The organism is Isoptericola sp. NPDC055063, assembly GCF_053608125.1.
Genome location: NZ_JBSGUW010000013.1, coordinates 91,666 through 112,428, shown reverse-complemented (window position 1 = coordinate 112,428; position 20,763 = coordinate 91,666). Strand labels below are relative to the sequence as shown.

The window sequence follows — 20,763 nt, the reverse complement described above, 5'->3', positions numbered from 1 at the left end:
GTCAGTCTCCCTGCGCGATGCGGATCGCCGAGCCGTCGGTGAGGACGGCCTGGTCGAACGAGTACTGGAGGGCGTCGGAGCCGGCCTGGTTCTCGATGCCGACGGTGGCGCCGGACCCGTTGCCGGGCACGGACTTGTACTGGAACGTGACGGCGCCGGTGGCCTCGTCGAAGAGGGCCTCGAACGTCACGCGGCCGGAGCCGGAGGCGAGCAGGGCGTCGGTCCAGACGACGGCGAACGTGCGCGCCCCCGCCTTGCCCGTCGTGGCCGTCTGCACGCTGGACTTCTTGTCCAAGGTCAGGTCGTCCCAGAACGGGGCGACGATGCCGTTCGGCTTCGCGGCCGCGGGCAGCGCGGTGTTGTCGTAGTCGCCGAGGCGCGGCTCGAGGAAGTTGACGAGGCCGTTCGTGGTGACCGACGCGGCGGAGTAGTCCACGCCGTACAGCGAGACGGGGAACGGCAGCGAGATCGTCGCCGCGTCCTCGTCGCCGCTCAGCGCGACCTTGGTCGAGCCCTTCACCCAGGAGTAGGACGCCGGGGTGCAGCTGTTGCCGGACCGGTCGGCCCGCGGCGGGAGCTGCACGGTGCGGGTCTCGTCGCCGTCGACGGTGAGGGCGTCGTGCGCGGTCCCGTTGCACAGGACCGGCTCGGCCGGCGTCGCCGTGAGGGTGTAGTCGCCCTCGGCGACGGCGGGGAGGGTGAACGAGCCGTCGGCGGCCGTGACCACCGCGTCGACGGGGGTGCCCGCCACCGCGACGGTCGTGCCGGCCAGCGGCTTGCCCGTGACGTCCAGGACGGTGCCCGTGACCGGGTGGGCCGCCGTGGGCTCCATCGCGACGTCCTGCGTCAGCGGCTCGCCCGTGGTGAGGGTGACGCCGGAGCGGGCCGCCGAGGCGTACCCGTAGCCGCCGAACGCGAAGTCGTACGTGCCCGGAGCCAGCGTGATGCGGTAGGTGCCGGCCGCCGAGGTCGTCACCGTGCGGGCGCCGGCGGCGCCGGTCGCGGTCACGTCGATGCCGCGCGCGGGGGCGCCCGTGGCCGCGTTCGTCACCGTGCCGGTGACCGCCACGGCGGTGTGCGGCGCGAGCTCGACCGAGGCGAGGATGTCCAGCTTGCCGTCGCCCCACACGTTGTTCGCGTCGGCGGTGCCGCCGCAGTGCGTGTCGTCGACGTCGCGGGCGCCGGAGTTCAGCAGCGCGCGGGTGCCCTCGATGTCGCCGATGAGCGACGGGGCGGCCGACCACAGCAGGGCCACGGCGCCCGCGACGTGCGGGGTCGCCATCGACGTGCCGTTCTCCGCGAGGTAGGACGACCCGGGCCACGTGGATCGCACGTTGACGCCCGGGGCGGAGATGTTCGGCTTCGCGGAGCCGTCGACCGGCGACGGGCCGAAGCCGGAGAAGCTCGCGATCTTGCCGTTCACGTCGTACGCGCCGACGCCGTAGGCCGGGGCCTGCGCGCCCGGCGCCTCCGTGGTGGAGCAGGTCGCGCCGTCGCCGGAGTTGCCGGCGGCGAACGCCTCGAAGATCCCCGCGGCGTTCCAGGCCTCGATGATGTCCTGGTAGAAGGTGGTCTCGCCGCCGCCCCACGAGTTGTTCACGACGTTCGGCGCGAGGTCCGGGCGGGGGTTGTTCCCCTGCGAGTCCGTGGGCGCCAGGATCCACTGGCCGGCCTTCAGGAGCGAGGTGTCGGAGCAGGACCGCGACTCGCAGCCCTTGGCGGCGATCCACGTCGCGTTCGGGGCGACGCCGATGCCGTTCTTCGCGACCATCGTGCCCATCGTGTGGGTGCCGTGGCCGTTGTTGTCGCACGGGACGGTCGCGTCGCCGCACTCACCGGTCGGGTTGTACCAGTTGTAGTCGTGCGTGAACGTGCCGTCGCCGTTGTTGCCGCGGTAGCCCGCCACCAGGTCGGAGTGGTCGAACTGCACGCCGGAGTCGATGTTGGCGATGACGATGCCCTCGCCGCGGTCCTCGTACTGCGACCACACGTCGTCGGCGTTGATGTCGGCGACGCCCCACTCGGGGGTGCCGTCGTCGGCGAGCGTCGACGTGACCTCGCCCGCCGGCGCCGACTCGGTCTCGTCGAGCGTGTACGTCTTCTCCTTGACGAGCGACGCGACGTCGGACCGCGCGGCCAGCGCGGCGACGAGGTCGGCGTCGCCGGTCACCTCGACCGTGTTGGCGATCCAGTAGTCCTCGTGGCCCACCTGCTGGGCGTCGAGGTAGGCCGTCAGCGACTTCTGGCTGGTCGCGGCGTGCGCGCGCAGCTCGGTGTAGGCCGCCTTCGCGCGCGCCGCGTGGGACTTCGCGGCCTTCGGCGCGGCCAGCGTCGCCTGGTCCTTCAGGACGACGAAGAAGGTGGCGTCCTTGCCACCCTTCACGGCGCTCGCGAGGGCCGCGTCCACCTTGGCGTCGCCGGCGGGCGCGGCGGGGTCGGCGGTGGCGGACAGCGGGCTGGCCAGCAGCGCGGCCGCCGTGAGCGAGGCTGCGGCCCAGACGGCGGTTCGGCGCCGGGACGGGCGGGGCGGGTGCATGGTGCGCTCCTCCAGTGGACAGGTATCGGGACCCTGAACGCTAGGAAGGAGGAGTTACTGAGGCGTTACCGGGTCGCCCGGCCGGCGCGCGCACCGGCCGGGCGGCCCGTCACCCGAAGGTGGGGGACCCGTGCCGGGTGCCGTCCTCGAGGCGCCAGACGAGCCGGGCGTCGTCCCACTGCTTCTCGCCGACCCCCGCGCCCGGGACCAGCCAGTAGCCGCCCGACAGGACCCCGTCGAGCAGGGTCCCGTCGGGGAGGCGCAGCCAGACGTGGGCCACGTCGTCGCCCGCCAGGCCGACCAGCGTCCGGGCGTCGTCCGAGCCGCCGCCGCCCAGGGCGATCGCCTCGTCCCGCGCCGGCCGGTCGGTCATCGTGCCGCTGAGCGTGTGCCACGCGCGGTACGGGGACTCGGCGTCCTGCGTGCACACGACGAACCGCTCGTCGTTCGCGAGGACGGTGATGCCGTCGTCGCCGGTCCGCTGCTCGATCACGGGCCGGACCCCGGTCGTGGAGCGGCCGGGTGCGCACGCGTCCCGGCGCGCCTCGGCGGGCGGCGTCACGGTCGTCGGGTCCGCGGGCCAGGCGCCCTCCAGCGGCGCCGTGCGCTCCGACCCGTCCGGGAGGCGCCAGCGGAGCGACACGTCGGCGTCCGCGGGCACCTCGTCGCCGTCGAGCAGCACCGCCCACCCGCCGTCGCCGGTCGAGCGCACCTCGACCACGAAGCCGTCACCCTCGGCCCGGTCAGCGCCCGAGGGGTCGGTGCTCGAAGGGTCGGTGCTCGAAGGGTCGGTGCTCGACGGGTCGGTGCTCGACCAGTCCGCCTGCAGGCGCAGGTCCCGCACGTCCGGCCCGGCGGTGCCCCACGCCACGTACCAGTCGTCGTCGCGGACCCCGGTGGCCACGACGCCGTCCTGGCCCGGCTCCACGGTGTCCTGGGCGTCCGGCCACAGGGTGGTCGACGCCGAGGAGCCGCCCGCGCCGCCGGCCTCCCCGCAGAAGCCGGTGAGATCGCCGTCCTCGGACCGCATCAGGGCGAGCCGCGTGCCGTCGTCGTGGGACTCGGTGGCGAGCGAGCGCCACGCCTGCGGCGGGTCGAGGTCGACGTCCTGGTGCGCGGCGGTCGTGAGCCGCGACGCGCACGCGCTCGGGGGCGGCCCCGCGGGCACGAGGGCGGGGGGGCGGCCGGTCAGCGCCAGCCCGACGGCGACCACGCCGACGACGCCCGCCGCGGCGGAACCGAGCAGCACGCGGCGCGTGCGGCGCTCGCGGGCGGTGCGGCCGCGGCCCAGCGGGACGACGACGTCGTCGTCGACCAGGGGGAGCGGGACGCCGCCGCCGTCGGCGTCGACGTCGTGGCCGGAGTGGCGGGCGCGCGCGGCGTCGAGGTCGAGCACGTGCGCGTCGCCGAGCCGCCGGCTGCGGGAGGGCCCGGTCCCATCGTCGGCGCCGTCGAGCACACCGTCGAGCACGTCGTCGAGCACGGCGCGCGCGGCGGTGAGCCGCTCGGGGTCGGGGGACGTGGTGGGCGCGAGGCGGGCGAGGCGCTCGTCGATGTCGGCGGTGCTCATGCGGACCTCCTCGAGGACGCGGGGGAGCGGGAGTCGTCGGTGCCGCCGCCTGCGGGGCGGCTCGTGGGGGCGTCGGCGGTGCCGTCCGCGAGGGACGAGAGCCGGCGTCGGGCGCGGTGCAGGCGCACGTGGAACGTCGCGGTGCTGCACCCGGCGACGGCGGCGGCCTCGGGCGGCGCGAGGCCGTCCCACGCCACCAGGAGGATGGCCTCGCGCTCCCGCTCGGTGAGGCGGGCGAGGGCCCGGAGCAGGTCGTCCCGCTCGACGGCGAGCGCCTCGGGGGCCGCCTCGGGCAGCGGCGCCGACGCCGCGAGGGAGGCGAGCTCCTCGTCGAGGGTGCGCCGCCGGCGCGCGGCCCGGTGGGCGTTGCGCACGAGGTTGCGCGCCACGACCAGCAGCCACGGCAGCGCCGGGTCGGGGACGTCGTCGAGGCGACGCCAGGCCACGAGGAACGTCTCGGAGAGCACGTCCTGGGCGGTGTCCGGGTCGGTGTGGCGCCACAGGTACGCCTGGACGCGGACGGCGTGCGCGCTCCACAGCGCGGACAGCCGGTCGCGCGGCTCGGCGGTGCCGTCGGGAGTGCCGTCGGGGATGGTCACACGACGTAGTGTCCCGGGCGGACGGTTCCTTACGCGGGCCGCTCGCCGGGCTTCACGGCGAGCACCGGGCACTCGGCGGTGAGCAGGATGCGCTGCGCGACGCTCCCCATGAGCAGCTTCCCCACCGGGCTGCGGTGCCGCAGGCCGACGACGACGAGCCGCGCGGACAGCTCGGACGCGACGTCGAGCACCTGCTCCGCGACGTCGCGCCCCATCTCCTGCCGCACCAGGTGCGGCAGGCCGGTGCCCCGCAGCCGCTCGGCCAGGTCGGCGAGCCCGGCGGGGGCGGCGTAGCGCTCGTCGACGAGGGCGTCGCCGCGGGTGCCGTTGACGACGGCGACCCCGCGCCCGCCCTCGCGCGCCCAGGCGATCCCGTGCTCCAGCGCCGCGTCGCCGAACTCGTCCGGGGTCCAGGCGACGACCACCCATCCGGTGTCGGTCGACGCCTCGGGGGACGTCTCGTGCTCGGTCGTCTCGTGCTCGGTCGTCTCGTGCTCGGTCACCGCAGTGCTCCTTCCGTCTCGGTCTCGCTCGCGGCCGCCGCCTCGGCCTCCAGCCGCGACTCGGTGCGCGACCGCCACCGCGACAGCAGCGGGCGGCCGGCGAGGGCGAGGGCGAGCACCACGTAGATGGCGATGGCCAGCGGCTCGCTCCACAGGATCGACGGGTCGCCGCCGGAGATGGTGAGCGCCTCGCGCAGCTTGGTCTCCATGAGCGGGCCGAGGATGACGCCGAGGATGAGCGGCAGCACCGGCAGCCCGAACCGTCGCATCGCCAGGCCCAGCAGGCCGAAGACGAGCAGCAGGCCGATGTCGAACGGGTCGAGGTTGGTCGCGTACGCGCCGAGGCAGGCGAAGAAGAGGATGCCGGCGTACAGCTGCGGCCGCGGGATGCGCAGCAGCCGCGCCCACAGGGGCGCCAGCGGCAGGTTGAGCACCAGCAGCAGCAGGTTGCCGATCAGCAGGCTGGCGAGCAGCGTCCACACCATGTCGGCGTGCTCGGTCATGAGCTGCGGGCCCGGCTGGATGCCGTACCCCTGCAGCGCGGACAGCATCACGGACGCCGTCGCGGTGACGGGCAGGCCGAGCGCCAGCATCGGCACGAGCATGCCCGCGGCCGAGGCGTTGTTCGCCGCCTCGGGGCCGGCGACGCCCTCGATGGCGCCCTGGCCGAACTCGTCCTTGGCGCCGGCCCGCCCCTTGGCGACGCCGCGCTTGGCCATGCTGCGCTCGGTGACGTACGACAGGAACGTCGGCAGCTCGGCGCCGCCGGCCGGCAGCGCGCCGAACGGGAAGCCGAACGCGGTGCCGCGCAGCCACGGCTTCCAGGAGCGCCTGAGGTCCTCGCGGCCCATCCACGGCTGCCCGACGGGCACGACCTCGGCGGGCTTGCGGCGCAGGTGGGCGGCCACCCACAGCGCCTCGCCGAGGGCGAAGATGCCCACGGCCACCACCACGATGTCCAGGCGGTCCACGAGCTGCGTGACGCCGAACGTCAGGCGCGGCTGGCCGGTGTTGAGGTCCAGGCCCACGAGGCCGATCGTCAGGCCCACGAACAGGGACATGAGGCCGCGCAGCGGGCTCGACCCGAGCACCGTGGCCGTGAGGACCAGCGCCAGCACCATGAGGGCGAAGTAGGACGGCGCGCCGATCTCGACCGCGACGTCGGCCAGCGACGGCGCGAAGAACGCGACCAGCAGGGTGCCGATCGTGCCCGCGACGAACGACCCGACGGCCGCCGTCGCCAGCGCCTGCGCGCCCCTCCCGGCGCGCGCCATCCGGCTGCCCTCCAGCGCCGTCATCACGGACGCCGACTCGCCGGGGGTGTTGAGCAGGATCGACGTCGTCGACCCGCCGTACATGCCGCCGTAATAGAGGCCGGCGAACATGATGAACGCCTGCGTGGGCTCCAGCCCGAACGTCACGGGCAGCAGCAGCGCGATCGCCATCGCCGGCCCGATGCCGGGCAGCACGCCGACGAACGTGCCGAGCAGCACGCCCACCGCCGCGTACAGGAGGTTCATGGGGGTGAGGGCGGCGCCGAGGCCGTCCCACAGCAGTCCGAGGTTCTCCATCAGTCCCGCCGCCTCACAGGATCCCGTCGAGGACGCCGGGGGTGAGCGGGATGCCCAGCCCGACGACGAAGCCGTACCAGCTGCCCACCGCGAGCACGAGCCCCACGAGGACGTCGCGCACGTGCGTGCGGCTGCCCAGCGCCCAGGCGGCGCCGGCGAAGAGGATGGCGCCCGCGAGCGCCCACCCGAGCCACGTCACCGTGGCGATCGTCAGCAGGACGACGCCCACCAGCTTGAGCACGGTGGGCCAGTCGGCCGCGGTCGTGACGTCGACGTCCTCGCCGGCCTCCGGCTCGGGGCGCGACCCGCGCGCCGTCGCCAGGGCCAGCAGCACGCTCGTCACGACGAGACCGCCGCCGATGAGGATCGGGAAGATGCGCGGGCCCACCGGGTCGGCGAACCCGACCTCCAGGGTGCTCGCGTCGTACACGGTGTAGGCGCCGACGATCAGCAGCACGGCGGCGAGGCCGTACTGCGCGCGGTCGACGCGCGGCGTCGCGGTCGGGCCCTGCGGACCCGGGTCCGCGGCCCCCGGTGCGGGGGTCTCCACGTCGGTGCTCACAGCAGGTTCAGCTCCTTGAGGGTGGTCGACACCCGCTGGTCCTGCTCGCGCAGGAACTGCTCGAAGTCGTCGCCGGTGACGAAGGCGTCCGTCCAGCCGTTGTCGGCCAGGGCCTGCTCCCACTCGGGCGAGTCGTGCATGCGGGTGAGGTGGTCGATGAGCCGGTCGCGGGCCTCGTCGCTGATGCCGGGCGGGGCCACGACGCCGCGCCAGTTGGTGAAGACGAGGTCGATGCCGCTCTCGGTGAGCGTGGGGACGTCGGCGAGGGTGTCCCCGGCGACGCGCTCGTCGCCGGAGACGGCGAGCACGCGCAGCTCGCCCGCCTCGATCTGCCCCTCGAACTCGGCGAGGCCGGAGAACCCCACCTGGATCTTGTGCCCCAGCAGGGCGCTGGTCAGGGGACCGCCGCCGTCGTACGACACGTACCGCAGGTCCTTCGGGTCGACGCCCGTGGCCTTCGCGAGCTGCATGGGGAACAGGTGGTCGGGCCCGCCGGGCGACGAGCCGCCGCCCAGCACCACGGAGCCCGGGTCCTTCTTCCACGCGTCGACGAGGTCGTCGATGGTCTCGAAGGGCGAGTCGGCGGGGACGAGGACGCCCTCCTGCTCCTCGATGAGCTGGGCGAGCGGGGTGGCGTCCTGGGGGCGGGCGTCCACGCCGAACGAGTACGTGGACCCGACGACGCCGAGGCCGAGCGTCATCATGAGCCGCTCGTTGCCGGCCTCGCCCATGAGCCGCGACATGGCGACCGAGCCGCCCGCGCCCAGGATGTTGGTGACCTGGATGTCGCCGCCGGTGATGCCGTCGCGGTCCAGGACGCCGACGGCCGCGCGGCCGGTCTGGTCGTACCCGCCGCCGGGGCTGTTCGGGATCCACATGTCGAGGTCGGTCGAGTCGTCGCCGCGCGTGACCCCGCACGCGGCGGTGACGGCGAGCAGGGCCGTCGCCAGGGTCGCGGCGACGGCGGCGCGGACGCCGCGTCGTCGCCGGGATGTCGTCGTCGACACCGTGTGCTCCAGACTGTCGGTGCTGCGGGGCGGCTGTGCCCCGGGTGCGATCGTCACAGGCCCGGGCCGGGCGCGTCATCATTGGACAACCAAAGGAGGTTGTGGAACTTGCGGTCACGCTCCTCGCGCCGCCCCCGCGGCCACCTCACCCTCGCCGGGCAGGTCCTGCTGCTCCAGCTCGCCGTGCTCCTCGTGGTGGTCGCGGCGGCCGCGGGCGTGTTCCTCGGGCAGGCCGACGCCCAGTTCCGCGACGACCGCGCCGACCGGCTCGAGGTGGCCGCCGAGGGGCTGGCGGGCATCCCCGCACTCCAGGGCGGCCTCGCCGACGGCGCGAGCGACACGCAGGCCCTGCTCTTCTACCTGCAGTCCCGGGCCGCGTACGTCGACGCGAAGACGGCCTACCTCACGGACCTCGACGGGCGGATCCTGCTGTCGACCGACCCGACGCGCACGGGCGAGCAGCTCGCGCTGCCGGCCGACGCCGGCACGGTCGCCGGCAGTGGCGACGTGACCGACCTCGGCGACCGCTCGATCGCCGCCTGGGTCCCGGTGTACGGGGGGAGCGCGCCGCACCCGCTCGCCGTCGCCGTGCTCGCCGACCCGTACCCGCCGCTGGCCGAGCGCGTGTCCCGTGCCGGCGGGGACGTCCTCGTGGTCCTCGGCATCGGCACGGCGCTCGCCGTCGCCGGGTCGTGGCTGCTGGCGCGCCTGGTCAAGCGCCGCACCCGCGGGTTGGAGCCGGCGCAGATCGCGGCGCTCGCGGACCACCGCGAGGGCGTGCTGCGCTCCATCCGCGAGGGCGTGGTCGTGGTGGGCGACGACGGCCGCGTGAGCCTCGTGAGCGACAGCGCCCGCGCGCTGCTCGGTCTTGCGGACGACGCCCCCGACCTGACGGGGCGGCGCCTGGACGACCCGGGCCTGGCGGACGTGGGCCTGGAGCCAGCCGTCGCCGACCTGCTGCGCGGCACGGACGAGGTGCACGACGTGGTGCTCGTCTCCGGGGACACCGTGCTGGTGCTGAACCGCCGCCGCGTGCTGCACGACGGCCGCCCGGCCGGCACGGTGACCACGCTGCGCGACCGCACGGAGCTGCTGGCGCTGCAGAGCGAGCTGCACGCGCGCGAGAGCGTGACCGAGACGCTGCGCGCGCAGACCCACGAGTTCAGCAACCAGCTCCACACGGTCTCCGGCCTCATCGAGCTGGGGGAGTACGAGGAGGTGGGCCGGTTCGTCGACCGCCTCACCCGCCGGCGCGCCGCCCTCAGCGACGTGGTGACGTCGCGGGTCGCGGACCCGGCGGTGGCGGCCCTGCTCATCGCGAAGGCGAGCCTCGCGGACGAGCGGCACGTGGAGCTCGTCGTCGACCAGGGCAGCGCGCTGCCGCGCCTCGACCCCGACCTGTCCGCCGACGTGGGCACCGTGCTCGGCAACCTCGTGGACAACGCGGTGGACGCCGCGGCGTGGGCCGCGGGCCCGGGCGCGGACGGCGTCTCCGCCCCCGCCATGGTCCGGGTGCGCCTGGCCCAGGACGGCCCCGCGCACGACGTCCTCGTCGAGGTCGCGGACACCGGGCGCGGCGTGCCGCCCGAGCAGGCCGACGCCATCTTCCGCCGCGGCTGGAGCACGAAGCCGCACGGCGAGACCGGGCGCGGTGTCGGCCTCGCGCTGGTGCACGTGCTGGCGCAGCGCCGGGGCGGCACGGTGACCATGCACAATGGCGGCGACCACGGCCGTGCCGGCCACGACGGCGAGGAGCCGAGCGGCGGCGCCGTGTTCATCGTGCGGCTGCCGCAGGCCGTCGCGGGGGCGGGCCGGGCCGACCGGGCGAGCGAGCAGGGGGTGCAGCAGGCGTGAGCCTCGACGTGCTGGTGGTGGAGGACGACTTCATGGTCGCGTCCATCCACCGCCGCTTCGTGGAGCGGGTGGACGGCTTCCGCGTCGTCGGGGAGGCGCACACCGGCGCGGACGCGCTCGCCGCCGTGGAGGCCCTGCGCCCCGACCTGGTGCTGCTCGACGTGCACCTGCCCGACATCAACGGCATCGAGGTGCTGCGGCGGCTGCGGGCGGCGGGCCGCGACCTCGGGGTCGTCGTGATCACGGCGGCCCGCGAGGCCGACACGGTCCGCGCGGCGGCGGCCGGCGGTGCCGCGCACTATCTCGTCAAGCCGTTCGCGTCGGAGGACCTCGCGGCCCGGCTGGAGGCGTTCCGCCGCGCCCACGAGGCCCTCGACGGCCGCGACCGCCCCGGCGGACCCGGTCAGGCCGAGATCGACGCCCTCCTCGCGCCGCAGCCCTCGCGCGCGGGCGGCGGCGCGCGCCCCGCGCTCCCCAAGGGGCTCAGCCAGGAGACCGCGGACGCCGTGCTCGCGGCCCTGTCCGACGGCGCGGAGCTGAGCGCCGCCGAGTGCGCCGACGAGATCGGCGTCAGCCGCGTCAGCGCGCGTCGCTACCTGGAGCACTTCGCGACGACGGGGCGCGCCGCCGTGCGCCTCAACTACGGCACCGCGGGCCGGCCCGAGCGGCGCTACCGGCTGCGCTGAGGCGCGGCCGCGGCGCAGCGCGCCGTCAGGCGGACGGGTCGTCGATGCCGGGGTCAGTCGATGCCGGGGTCGTTGGTGCCGAGGATCTCGCGCAGCTCGCCCGGCGTGAGGTCCGACTCGGCGAGGACCTTCTGCAGCACGGCCGACTTGCCGGCGACGTACCGGTCGATGTCCATCGTGGGGTCGGCGGCGAGCGCGGCCTTCACCGCGCCGTACTCGTCGCGCAGGTCGGCGCGGCGCCGCAGCACGTCCCGGACGGCGAGGTGGTTGCGCACGTGGAGCGTCCCGGCCGCGCAGACGTAGACGTGCCGGGCGGGGTCGTCGTCGGGCGCGTCCATCGCCTCGCGGCCGGGCAGGCCCAGGTCGCCGGCGTGGGCGTACCCCACGCCCTCGAGCGCCCGCACCGCGGCGGCGACGTCCTCGGCAGGGACGATCACGTCGACGTCGAGGACCGGCTTCGCCGCCAGGCCGGGCACGGAGGTCGAGCCGACGTGCTCGACGACGGCCGTCGGCACCCCGGCGAGCGCCGCCCGCAGCGCGGCCGCGACGCCCTCGAACGCGGCGGGCCAGTCGGGGGACGAGGGGACCACGGTGATCGGCACCCGGTCATCCTCGCAGGCGCGGTCGTCCGGCCGGCGGGCGGCGCGGTCCCCGCGACGGCGGCGGGTCGGCCAGGGTAGGAGAGGGTAGGACCATGCGCCTCCTCCTCCTGCGACACGGACAGACCCCCGCCAACGTGGCCGGCCTGCTCGACACCGGTGCCCCCGGGCCGCGGCTCACCCCGCTCGGGGAGCAGCAGGCCGCCGCCGTCCCCCGCGCGCTGGAGGGGCGGCGCATCGACGCCCTCGCCGTCTCGACGCTGCTACGCACCACCCTCACCGCCCAGCCGCTGGCCGACGACCGCGCCCTGCGCCCCACCGTCCTCGACGGGCTGCGCGAGATCGAGGCGGGCTCCCTGGAGATGTCCGCGGACCTCGCCGACCACCACACTTACCTGGAGACCGTGTTCGCCTGGTCGCGCGGCGACCGGTCCCGTCGCATGCCCGGCGGGCCCGACGGCGACGCGTTCCTCACCCGCTTCGACGACGCCGTCGCCGCGCTCGCGGGCGTGGCCGACCGTACCGACCGCGGCCACGGCGTCGTCCTCGCCGTCTCGCACGGCGCGGCGATCCGGTCGTGGTCCGGCGCCCGGGTGCGCGGGCTCGACGTCGACGAGCTGGCGCACACCCCGCTCGCGAACACCGGCCTCATCGAGGTCGAGGGCGACCCGGCCTCCGGCTGGCGCCTCGTCGAGTGGCACCGCGAGCCCGTCGGCGGCGAGCGCCTCGACGCGGTGGTTGCGAACGACCCCACCGGCGAGGCCGTCGACGACTGACCAGGCGTGGCCGTTGACGTAGTACCCGGTGACGCTTCCGGGCCCGGATCGGTCACCGGGTACTACGTCGGCCCGTGGGACCCGCGGTGTGCCAGCATGCGTCCATGACGACGGTGACGCTCCGCCCGATGACCGAGGCCGAGTTCGACGAGTGGCAGGACGACCTGGCCGAGGGGTACGCCGCGGAGCAGGTCGCCGCCGGACGGTGGCCGTGGGAGGGGTCGGTGCGCCGCGCCCGCGAGGAGAGCGCGGCCCTGCTCCCGCGGGGGCTCGCCACCGAGGGGATGCTCGTGCGGGTCGGGGTGGACGCGGACGGCGAGCCGGTCGGCCGCGCCTGGGTGGCGCTGGACCCGCCGCACTGCCTGCCGGGGGTGGCGTTCCTCTACGACATCGAGGTGCTGGAGCCGCGGCGAGGCCAGGGCTTCGGCCGCGCGCTCCTGACGGCCACGGAGGACGCGGCCCGGGAAGCCGGCGCCACCGCGCTGGAGCTGAACGTCCACGGCCGCAACGCGACCGCCATGGCGCTGTACGACTCCTCCGGGTACGCCGTCGTCACGCAGCAGATGCGCAAGCCGCTCTGACGGTTCGGCGGGGACCGAAGCGTCCCGCCCCGACGATGGGGCCATGAGCCCGACCAGCGCCGCGGCGCACGACACCGTGCCCGACGAGGCCTCGTCGTCGCACGTGCCCATCGACCCCCCGGTGCTGTACGTCGGCACCCCGATCGCGCTGGTCACCACCACCGGTCCCGACGGGTCGACGAACATCGGGCCGATGTCGTCGGCGTGGACGCTGGGGCGCACGATCGTGCTGGGCTGGGGCGCCGCGTCGCAGACGCTCGCCAACCTCGAGCGCGAGGGCCAGTGCGTCGTGAACTTCCCGCACGCCGAGCGCTGGTCGCAGGTGGAGGAGATCGCGCTGCTGAGCGGCAGCGACCCGCTCCCGCCGCACAAGCGGGGCCGGTTCCGCAGCAGCGGTGACAAGTGGACCCCCGGCGGCTTCACCCCGCAGCCCTCCACGGTGGTGCGCCCGCCGCGCATCGCCGAGTGCGCCATCCAGTGCGAGGCGGAGGTGCAGGCGATCCACGCGCCGAAGGGCCCCGACGGCGACGACTTCCGCATCGTCGAGGTCTACGTCCGGGCGGTCCACGCGGACCGCGCCGTCGTGGACACCGGCACCGGGCACGTCGACACGGACGCCTGGTCGCCCGCGCTCTACGTGTTCCGCGAGTACTTCGGCACCGGGCCCCGCCTCGGGCGCACCCGGCGCCGCTGACGGGTCCGCGCGGTCAGGCGCTGCCCGCCAGGAGCCCCAGCGTCAACGCGGCGGCCGCGACGGCGAGGAACACGATCGCGCCCACGACGTGGTGGGAGCCCACCCGCAGGTGGGCGACGATCGCCCCCACGAAGTACAGGACCAGGCCGCCCGCGGCGAGGACGCCCACGAGCGGCAGCGCGAACCCGACCAGCAGCCCGACGGCGCCAGCCGCGAGCAGCATCCCGAGCATCGGCACGTACCGGCGCGGGATGCCCTTCATGTCCGCCTGGCTGCGCGGGTACTCGTGCCCGGCCAGGTAGAAGGCGGCGGCCGCCCCGTTGATCACCGCTCCGAGGATCGTCACCACCACGGCGGCCGTGTCCATGCGCACCCGCTCCCTCCGTCGTCGTGCCCGGGCGTCGTGCCCGGGTCGTCGGTACGACGAGGCGGGCGGCGCGGGTGTGACGGGCGCCGCGTCCCCGAGGGCCGCCCGAACCGCCTGTCGACGGCCCCGCCGGGGGACACTGGGGAGGAGAAGTCAGTCGAGACGAGGAGTTTGACGTGCCCCAGGGAACAGTCCGATGGTTCGACGCCGACCGAGGGTTCGGTTTCATCGACCTCGGGAACGACGAGGAGGACCTGTTCGTGCACGCCTCCGAGATCGTCGGCGGGGACGGGCCGAAGCAGCTCCGCGAGGGGCAGGCCGTCGAGTTCGAGGTCGGCGAGGGCGACCGCGGCCCCCAGGCGCGGCGCGTCCGCGTCACGGGCGACCGGGCCGCCGACGCACCCCTGGGCGTGCTCGGCACCGTGAGCTGGTACGAGCCGGCCAAGGGGTACGGCTTCGTCACGCCCGAGGACGGTGGCCAGGAGATCTTCCTGCACAGCTCGGCCATCGTGGGCGGCGGCGTGGTGTCGGAGGGGCAGCGCGTGGCGTTCCTCGTCGTCGAGGGGGAGAAGGGGCCGCAGGCGGACCACCTGCTGCCGCTCGCGTCGGAGTCCGCTCGGGCGGCCTCGGACGGCGCGGACGGCACCGTGTCCTGGTTCGACGACACCAAGGGCTTCGGGTTCATCGCCCCGGACGCGGGCGGCGGCGACCTCTTCGTCCACGTCAACGCGCTCGGCCCGGGGCTGACCTCGCTGCCCGAGGGCGCGCGGGTGACCTACGACGTCGTCGACGGCGACAAGGGGCCGAACGCCCGCGACGTGCGGCTCGTGCGCGGCTCCGGCGTGCGCGGGGCCGACCGCGGCCGCTCGGACCACGGCCGGGACCGCGGTCGCGCGGATCACGGTCGGGACCACGGCCGCTCGGACCGGGGGCGCTCGGGCCGCCCGGCCGGCGGGCCGGTGCGCGGCGGCGAGGGCACCGTCGCGCGCTACGACGCGGACCGCGGGTTCGGCTTCATCACGCCCGACGCCGGGGGCGAGGACCTGTTCGTGCACGTGTCGGTCGTGCGCGACGTCGAGTTCCTCGAGGAGGGCGACCGGGTCCGCTTCAAGGTGCGCCAGAGCGACCGGGGCCCTCAGGCCGACGGCGTCGAGCTCGTCTGACCCTGCGACTGCCCCTCAGCCCCCGCTGTTCGCTCACGGCGAACAGCGGGGGCTGCCTGCGGGAATATCGACGCCCTGAGCAAGGTTGAGCCATGCAGACTCAACTTTGGCGCCTGCGGTTTGCGAGGCGGGGACGCCGAGATTTACGTTGAGTGCAGTTGACTCAACCTCGGGCGCAGAGGCGCCCGGACGTACGCATGGAGGCAGCACACATGGCTCGAGCAGTCGGTATCGACCTGGGTACCACCAACTCGGTGGTCGCCGTCCTGGAGGGCGGCGAGCCCACCGTCATCGCGAACGCGGAGGGGTCGCGCACGACGCCGTCCGTCGTCGCGTTCTCCAAGACCGGCGAGGTCCTCGTCGGTGAGGTGGCCAAGCGCCAGGCGGTCACCAACGTCGACCGCACCATCTCGTCGGTCAAGCGCCACATGGGCACCGACTGGTCGGTCGAGATCGACGACAAGAAGTACACCGCGCAGGAGATCTCCGCGCGTGTGCTCGGCAAGCTCAAGCGCGACGCCGAGGAGTACCTGGGCGAGCCCGTCACCGACGCGGTCATCACCGTCCCGGCGTACTTCAACGACGCCGAGCGCCAGGCGACCAAGGACGCCGGCCAGATCGCGGGCCTCAACGTGACGCGCATCGTCAACGAGCCCACCGCGGCGGCCCTCGCCTACGGCCTGGAGAAGGGCAAGGAGGACGAGCTCATCCTGGTCTTCGACCTGGGCGGCGGCACCTTCGACGTCTCGCTCCTCGAGGTCGGCAAGGACGAGGACGACTTCTCCACCATCCAGGTGCGCGCCACGTCCGGCGACAACCGCCTCGGCGGCGACGACTGGGACCAGCGCATCGTGGACCACCTCATCAAGCAGGTGAAGAACAGCGCGGGCGTCGACCTGTCGAAGGACAAGATCGCCCTGCAGCGTCTGCGCGAGGCGGCCGAGCAGGCCAAGAAGGAGCTCTCGTCCGCGACGAGCACCACCATCTCGATGCAGTACCTGTCGATGAGCGAGAACGGCCCCGTCCACCTGGACGAGAAGCTCACGCGCGCCCAGTTCCAGCAGATGACGCAGGACCTCATCGACCGCACCAAGGCGCCGTTCCACGCGGTGATCCGCGACGCGGGCATCTCCGTGTCCGACATCGACCACGTCGTGCTCGTGGGTGGCTCCACCCGCATGCCCGCCGTGACCGAGGTCGTCAAGGAGCTCACCGGCGGACGCGAGCCCAACAAGGGCGTCAACCCGGACGAGGTCGTCGCCGTGGGCGCGGCCCTGCAGGCCGGCGTCATCGGCGGCGAGCGCAAGGACGTGCTGCTCATCGACGTGACCCCGCTGTCCCTCGGCATCGAGACCAAGGGCGGCGTGATGACCAAGCTCATCGAGCGCAACACGGCCATCCCGACCAAGCGCAGCGAGATCTTCTCGACGGCGGAGGACAACCAGCCGTCCGTCGCGATCCAGGTCTTCCAGGGCGAGCGCGAGTTCACCCGCGACAACAAGCCGCTGGGCACGTTCGAGCTCACCGGCATCGCCCCGGCGCCCCGCGGCGTCCCGCAGATCGAGGTCACCTTCGACATCGACGCGAACGGCATCGTGCACGTGTCCGCCAAGGACCGCGGCACGGGCACCGAGCAGTCGATGAAGATCACCGGCGGGTCGGCCCTCCCCAAGGAGGACATCGACCGCATGGTGAAGGACGCCGAGGAGCACGCGGCCGAGGACAAGAAGCGTCGCGAGGAGGCCGAGACCCGCAACCAGGCCGAGGCCTTCGCGTACTCGATGGAGAAGCAGATCGCGGACAACCGCGACAAGCTCCCCGCCGAGGTCGTCACCGAGGTCGAGGCGGACGTCGCCGCCGTCAAGACCGCCCTGGAGGGCGAGGACGCCGACGCCGTGAAGTCCGCGTACGAGAAGCTCGGCGCCTCCTCGCAGAAGATCGGCCAGGCGCTCTACGCCACGGCCGAGCAGGAGCAGGCCGCGGGTGACACCGCGGCGGCCGAGGACGACGCGGCCGCGGCCGCGGGCGCGACCTCCGCCCCCGACGAGGACGTGGTCGACGCCGAGATCGTCGACGACGAGGACGACAAGAAGTGACGGAGAACCCGCAGGGGACCCCCGAGCCCGAGGGCTCGGGGGACGCCCCCTTCCACTTCACCGACAAGCGCAAGGTCGACCCCGAGTCGGGGGAGGCCCGGGAGTCGGCGGCCGGCGGCGAGGGCGAGAGCACCGACCCGCTCGCGGCACTCGACTTCGAGCCCGAGGGCGAGGCCGCCGAGAGCGCCGAGGTCCTCAAGGCCAAGGCCGAGGCGGCCGAGCACCTGGATGCGCTGCAGCGGGAGCGGGCGTCGTTCACGAACTACCGCAACCGGTCGCTGCGCGACCAGGAGGTGGCGCGCACGCAGGGCACGCAGGACGTGCTGGTCGCGCTGCTGCCGGTGCTCGACGACATCGAGCGCGCCAAGCAGCACGCCGAGCTCACCGGGCCCATGGCGGCCATCGCGGAGAAGCTCGACGCGTCGCTGGCGAAGTTCGGCATCGAGCGGTTCGGCCAGGTGGGGGAGGAGTTCGACCCCACGGTGCACGAGGCGCTCATGCACAACGTCGACCCGGACGTCGCGGCCACGACCGTCAGCCTGGTGGTGGAGCCCGGCTACCGGATCGGCGAGAAGGTGGTCCGCGCCGCCCGTGTGGGCGTCGTCGGCCCCGAGTGACGCCGGGCCGCTGAAGGACACCGTGGTCCGGGTGGGGCATGCCGAGCGTTCGGCGTGGCCCGCCCGGACCCGTTCGACGAGGATGATGAGATCACGAGCATGACCAGGAAGGGGGCGTCGTGACAGGTCAGGACTGGATCGAGAAGGACTTCTACTCCGCTCTCGGCGTCCCCAAGGACGCGGACGACGCGGCCATCAAGAAGGCGTACCGCAAGCTCGCCCGCCAGTACCACCCGGACCAGAACCCGGGGGACGCATCGGCCGAGGCCAAGTTCAAGGAGATCGGCGAGGCGTACGCGGTGCTCTCGGACACCGAGCAGCGCCAGCAGTACGACGCCGTCCGCGCGATGGCGGGCGGCGGGGCGCGGTTCGCCGCGGGCCCCGGCGGCGGCGGCAACGGCTTCGAGGACGTCTTCGGCTCGATGTTCGGCGGCCAGGGCGCACCGAACGCGCGCTACACGCAGTACCCGCAGGGCGGGTCCGGAGGCTTCGAGGACATCCTCAGCTCGATGCTCGGCGGCCAGGGCGGCTTCCGCGCCGCCGGCCGGCAGCGCGCCGGCTTCACCGCGCCGCAGAAGGGCCCGGACGTCGCGGCGGAGACCACGCTGCCGTTCCGCACGGCCGTGGAGGGCGCCACCGTGGAGTTCACGGTGGACGGCCGCAAGGTCAAGACGAAGATCCCGGCAGGCGTGAACGACGGCCGCAAGCTCCGTATCCGCGGCAAGGGCCGGCCGGGCGCGGGCGGCGGCGACGCGGGCGACCTCGTGGTCACCGTGCACGTCGCGCCGCATCCCGTGTTCACGCTCGACGGCGCCAACCTGCGCATGTCCGTGCCCGTGACGTTCGCGGAGGCCGCGCTGGGCACGACCCTCGAGGTGCCGACGCTCGACGGCGGCACGGTGCGGCTGAAGGTCCCGGCGGGCACGCCGTCGGGCCGGGTGCTGCGGGTCAAGGGCCGCGGCGTGAAGACCGCGAAGACGCAGGGCGACCTGCTGGTCACCGTCCAGGTGACGGTGCCGCAGAAGCTCAGCCGCAAGGCGAAGGAGGCGCTCGAGGCGTTCGCCGCCGAGAGCGACCACGAGGACGTCCGCGCCGGCCTCGCGCAACGCGCGGCGGAATGACGAGTGCAGCGCGCGGCGGAATGACGAGTGCAGCGCGCGGCGGAATGACGAGTGCAGCGCGCGGCGGAGCGATGCTCCTCCGCGCGACGGACGCCGAGCGAGGGAGGTAGCGATGGTTGCCGAGGACGCCCCGGTGCTGACCGTGTCGCAGGCGGCCCGGCTGGCGGGGATGCACCCGCAGACGCTGCGGCAGTACGACCGCCTCGGCCTCGTGACGCCGCGCCGCACCGCGGGGCGCGGCCGGCGCTACTCGCAGCGGGACGTCTCCCGGCTGCTGGAGGTCCAGCGGCTCGCGCAGGTCGAGGGGATCAACCTCGCCGGCATCCGGCGCATCCTCGACCTGCAGGAGCACGTGGCGCAGCTCGAGGCCAGGTTGGCCGCGCTCGCGATGCAGCCCGGGGGCCGGGTGTTCACCGCCGGGACCTCGGGCGACGTCGTCGTCGTGCGGCGAGGGCAGCGCGTCCGCCGCGTCGAGCGGTCGGAGCTGGAGGCCGAGGAGGGGGCGCTGGTGCTGTGGCGTCCGCACCGCCGCGGCTGACGACTTTCCGCAACGCAATTCTTCGCTAATTCGCGGGAACCCATTCGTGAGGGCAATGGGTAAGGCATTCCTTATTTGTGCAGACGTGAATTCCCTCTCGCATTCACTGTGCATTTCCGTGCGCGAGGAATATCGTGGTCGAAGGCGGCGAGAGCCGGCGTCGAGCGGCGAGGAGCGCACCATGAGCACGCTGATGGAGATGCCCGAGGTCACCGAGTGCACCGTCGAGGGCTGCGGCTACAACCACGACCACGGCTGCCACGCCGGCGCCGTCACGATCGCCGGGCACTCCGGTGACGCGTCGTGCGCCACGTTCATCCCGCTGAGCGCCAAGGGCGGCCTGGAGAAGGTCGTCGCCCACGTGGGGGCGTGCCAGCGCGGCGACTGCGTGCACAACCACGAGCTCGAGTGCGCCGCCGCCGCGATCCGCGTCGGGCCGGGCCAGGACGACGTGAACCACGCCGACTGCCTCACCTACGCGCAGTCCTGACCGCCCGACCTGTCAGCGGGCGAGCTGCGCCAGCAGCTGCGCGGCGGCGGCGTGCGTCGTCGGCAGGCGCTCCACCCACACGCGGGTGGGGCGCCGCAGCGCGTCCCCGAGCCCCATGAGCGCGGCGTTGCGCTCCACGACGCTGCGCGTGGACTTCGCGAGGTCGGGGACGCCCGTGTCGCGCCGCGCCAGCACGGCGAAGACGCCGTCCGTCAGGGCCGCCATCGGGTGCCCCTCCCCGAAGATCTGCTCCAGGGCGCGGCCCACGGTCGCGGACCGCGCGGCCCGGTCCCACGGGGCGAGCCCGTCCACGGCGACGTCGACGACGACGAGGCAGTGCGTGGCCGGCACGCCGTCCTCGGCGCCCACGGCGGCGCCGTAGGTCTCCCGCAGCCGCTCGGCGAGGTACTCGCGCGTGGGGAGCCCGGTGCCGGGGTCGCGCACGCCCCCGAGGGCCGGTTCGGTGTCGCGCCCGCGGACCCAGCCGACGGCCACCGCGCGGATCGCGTCCGGGTCGGGTTCGCAGCCGGTGGCGCGGTACAGGCACTCGACGTCGTCCAGGGTCTCGCCCAGCCCCACGCCCGCGCGGCCCCGCGCGGAGCCCAGGCGGTGGGCGGCGGCGTGCGGGGAGCGCCGCTCGTCGAACGCCTCGACCAGCGCGTCGACGGCGGGGTGGTACCAGTCGTCGGGGCGCAGCCACACCTCGGCGAGGCTCGTCGCGCGCCAGCGGTCGAGGACGTCCGAGGGAAGCTCGGGCGCGTCCGGCGGCCCGCTCGTGGACCGGTTCATGATGATGGGACCCCCATGAACAGCCATCATGACGCAGTTGTGCG

At 74.4% G+C, this 20,763-nt stretch carries 21 protein-coding genes; 11 read left to right on the top strand and 10 right to left on the bottom strand.

All coding sequences use genetic code 11. The annotated features are described in order from the left end of the window. Window position 1 precedes the first annotated feature (1 nt). From ACWF41_RS16455 to ACWF41_RS16425, 7 genes are all read right to left on the bottom strand, one after another. A complete protein-coding gene (locus ACWF41_RS16455) occupies window positions 2-2,536 on the bottom strand; it encodes a S8 family serine peptidase (RefSeq protein ID WP_380320975.1) in 2,535 nt (844 codons plus the stop codon). A gap of 109 nt (window positions 2,537-2,645) precedes the next feature. After that, window positions 2,646-4,106 (bottom strand): hypothetical protein, encoded by a 1,461-nt coding sequence (locus ACWF41_RS16450; protein WP_380320978.1) that lies wholly within the window; start codon window positions 4,104-4,106, stop codon window positions 2,646-2,648. After that, complete coding sequence (locus ACWF41_RS16445; RefSeq protein ID WP_380320981.1) at window positions 4,103-4,705, bottom strand: RNA polymerase sigma factor; 603 nt, start codon at window positions 4,703-4,705, stop codon at window positions 4,103-4,105. Before ACWF41_RS16445 ends, ACWF41_RS16450 begins: the two co-directional genes overlap by 4 nt. 29 nt (window positions 4,706-4,734) lie before the next feature. Next, window positions 4,735-5,208, bottom strand: a complete 474-nt coding sequence (locus tag ACWF41_RS16440; protein ID WP_380320984.1) for a universal stress protein — start codon at window positions 5,206-5,208, stop codon at window positions 4,735-4,737. Beyond that, window positions 5,205-6,779, bottom strand: coding sequence for a tripartite tricarboxylate transporter permease (locus ACWF41_RS16435; RefSeq protein WP_380320987.1), 1,575 nt, complete (start codon window positions 6,777-6,779; stop codon window positions 5,205-5,207). Before ACWF41_RS16435 ends, ACWF41_RS16440 begins: the two co-directional genes overlap by 4 nt. A gap of 13 nt (window positions 6,780-6,792) precedes the next feature. After that, entirely contained in the window at window positions 6,793-7,341 is a 549-nt protein-coding gene (locus ACWF41_RS16430) for a tripartite tricarboxylate transporter TctB family protein (RefSeq protein ID WP_380320990.1), read from the bottom strand. Further along, window positions 7,338-8,348, bottom strand: coding sequence for a Bug family tripartite tricarboxylate transporter substrate binding protein (locus ACWF41_RS16425; RefSeq protein WP_380320993.1), 1,011 nt, complete (start codon window positions 8,346-8,348; stop codon window positions 7,338-7,340). The genes ACWF41_RS16430 and ACWF41_RS16425 overlap by 4 nt, the downstream gene beginning before the upstream one ends. A 108-nt stretch (window positions 8,349-8,456) precedes the next feature. Between ACWF41_RS16425 and ACWF41_RS16420 the strand changes: the two genes are divergently transcribed. Further along, window positions 8,457-10,202 carry a sensor histidine kinase gene (locus tag ACWF41_RS16420; protein ID WP_380320996.1) on the top strand — a complete coding sequence of 582 codons (1,746 nt, stop codon included), beginning with the start codon at window positions 8,457-8,459 and terminating at the stop codon, window positions 10,200-10,202. Continuing rightward, a complete protein-coding gene (locus ACWF41_RS16415) occupies window positions 10,199-10,888 on the top strand; it encodes a response regulator (RefSeq protein ID WP_380320999.1) in 690 nt (229 codons plus the stop codon). The genes ACWF41_RS16420 and ACWF41_RS16415 overlap by 4 nt, the downstream gene beginning before the upstream one ends. Before the next feature lie 53 nt (window positions 10,889-10,941). On the opposite strand, the gene ACWF41_RS16410 is transcribed toward ACWF41_RS16415, so the two are convergent. Beyond that, a complete protein-coding gene (locus tag ACWF41_RS16410; protein ID WP_380321002.1) occupies window positions 10,942-11,490 on the bottom strand; it encodes a GrpB family protein in 549 nt (182 codons plus the stop codon). Between the two features lie 92 nt (window positions 11,491-11,582). On the opposite strand from ACWF41_RS16410, the gene ACWF41_RS16405 reads away from it, so the two are divergent. The 3 genes from ACWF41_RS16405 (at window position 11,583) to ACWF41_RS16395 (ending at window position 13,538) form a co-directional block, all read left to right on the top strand. Then, window positions 11,583-12,263 (top strand): histidine phosphatase family protein, encoded by a 681-nt coding sequence (locus ACWF41_RS16405; protein WP_380321005.1) that lies wholly within the window; start codon window positions 11,583-11,585, stop codon window positions 12,261-12,263. Window positions 12,264-12,367: 104 nt separating this feature from the next. Next, window positions 12,368-12,844: a GNAT family N-acetyltransferase gene (locus ACWF41_RS16400; protein WP_380321008.1), complete on the top strand. Its 477-nt coding sequence runs from the start codon at window positions 12,368-12,370 to the stop codon at window positions 12,842-12,844. A 43-nt stretch (window positions 12,845-12,887) separates the two neighbouring features. Beyond that, window positions 12,888-13,538 carry a flavin reductase family protein gene (locus tag ACWF41_RS16395; RefSeq protein ID WP_380321011.1) on the top strand — a complete coding sequence of 217 codons (651 nt, stop codon included), beginning with the start codon at window positions 12,888-12,890 and terminating at the stop codon, window positions 13,536-13,538. 13 nt (window positions 13,539-13,551) lie between these two features. Here ACWF41_RS16395 and ACWF41_RS16390 read toward each other — a convergent pair whose 3' ends face one another. Further along, window positions 13,552-13,905 (bottom strand): DoxX family protein, encoded by a 354-nt coding sequence (locus tag ACWF41_RS16390; protein WP_380321014.1) that lies wholly within the window; start codon window positions 13,903-13,905, stop codon window positions 13,552-13,554. Between the two features lie 176 nt (window positions 13,906-14,081). Here ACWF41_RS16390 and ACWF41_RS16385 point away from each other — a divergent pair, with 176 nt between their 5' ends. The 6 genes from ACWF41_RS16385 (at window position 14,082) to ACWF41_RS16360 (ending at window position 19,930) form a co-directional block, all read left to right on the top strand. Beyond that, window positions 14,082-15,068 carry a cold-shock protein gene (locus ACWF41_RS16385; protein ID WP_380321017.1) on the top strand — a complete coding sequence of 329 codons (987 nt, stop codon included), beginning with the start codon at window positions 14,082-14,084 and terminating at the stop codon, window positions 15,066-15,068. Between the two features lie 212 nt (window positions 15,069-15,280). Beyond that, window positions 15,281-17,164, top strand: coding sequence for a molecular chaperone DnaK (gene dnaK / locus ACWF41_RS16380; RefSeq protein ID WP_380318318.1), 1,884 nt, complete (start codon window positions 15,281-15,283; stop codon window positions 17,162-17,164). Next, window positions 17,161-17,781 (top strand): nucleotide exchange factor GrpE, encoded by a 621-nt coding sequence (grpE, locus tag ACWF41_RS16375; RefSeq protein WP_380318225.1) that lies wholly within the window; start codon window positions 17,161-17,163, stop codon window positions 17,779-17,781. Before dnaK ends, grpE begins: the two co-directional genes overlap by 4 nt. A 119-nt stretch (window positions 17,782-17,900) precedes the next feature. Then, window positions 17,901-18,902 carry a DnaJ C-terminal domain-containing protein gene (locus ACWF41_RS16370; protein WP_380318228.1) on the top strand — a complete coding sequence of 334 codons (1,002 nt, stop codon included), beginning with the start codon at window positions 17,901-17,903 and terminating at the stop codon, window positions 18,900-18,902. Window positions 18,903-19,014: 112 nt separating this feature from the next. Beyond that, complete coding sequence (locus tag ACWF41_RS16365) at window positions 19,015-19,440, top strand: heat shock protein transcriptional repressor HspR (RefSeq protein ID WP_380318233.1); 426 nt, start codon at window positions 19,015-19,017, stop codon at window positions 19,438-19,440. A 181-nt stretch (window positions 19,441-19,621) separates the two neighbouring features. After that, on the top strand, window positions 19,622-19,930 hold the full coding sequence (locus ACWF41_RS16360; RefSeq protein ID WP_380318236.1) for a DUF1540 domain-containing protein: 309 nt from the start codon (window positions 19,622-19,624) through the stop codon (window positions 19,928-19,930). A 12-nt stretch (window positions 19,931-19,942) separates the two neighbouring features. On the opposite strand, the gene ACWF41_RS16355 is transcribed toward ACWF41_RS16360, so the two are convergent. Further along, window positions 19,943-20,719 carry a hypothetical protein gene (locus tag ACWF41_RS16355; protein ID WP_380318239.1) on the bottom strand — a complete coding sequence of 259 codons (777 nt, stop codon included), beginning with the start codon at window positions 20,717-20,719 and terminating at the stop codon, window positions 19,943-19,945. Window positions 20,720-20,763 lie beyond the last annotated feature (44 nt).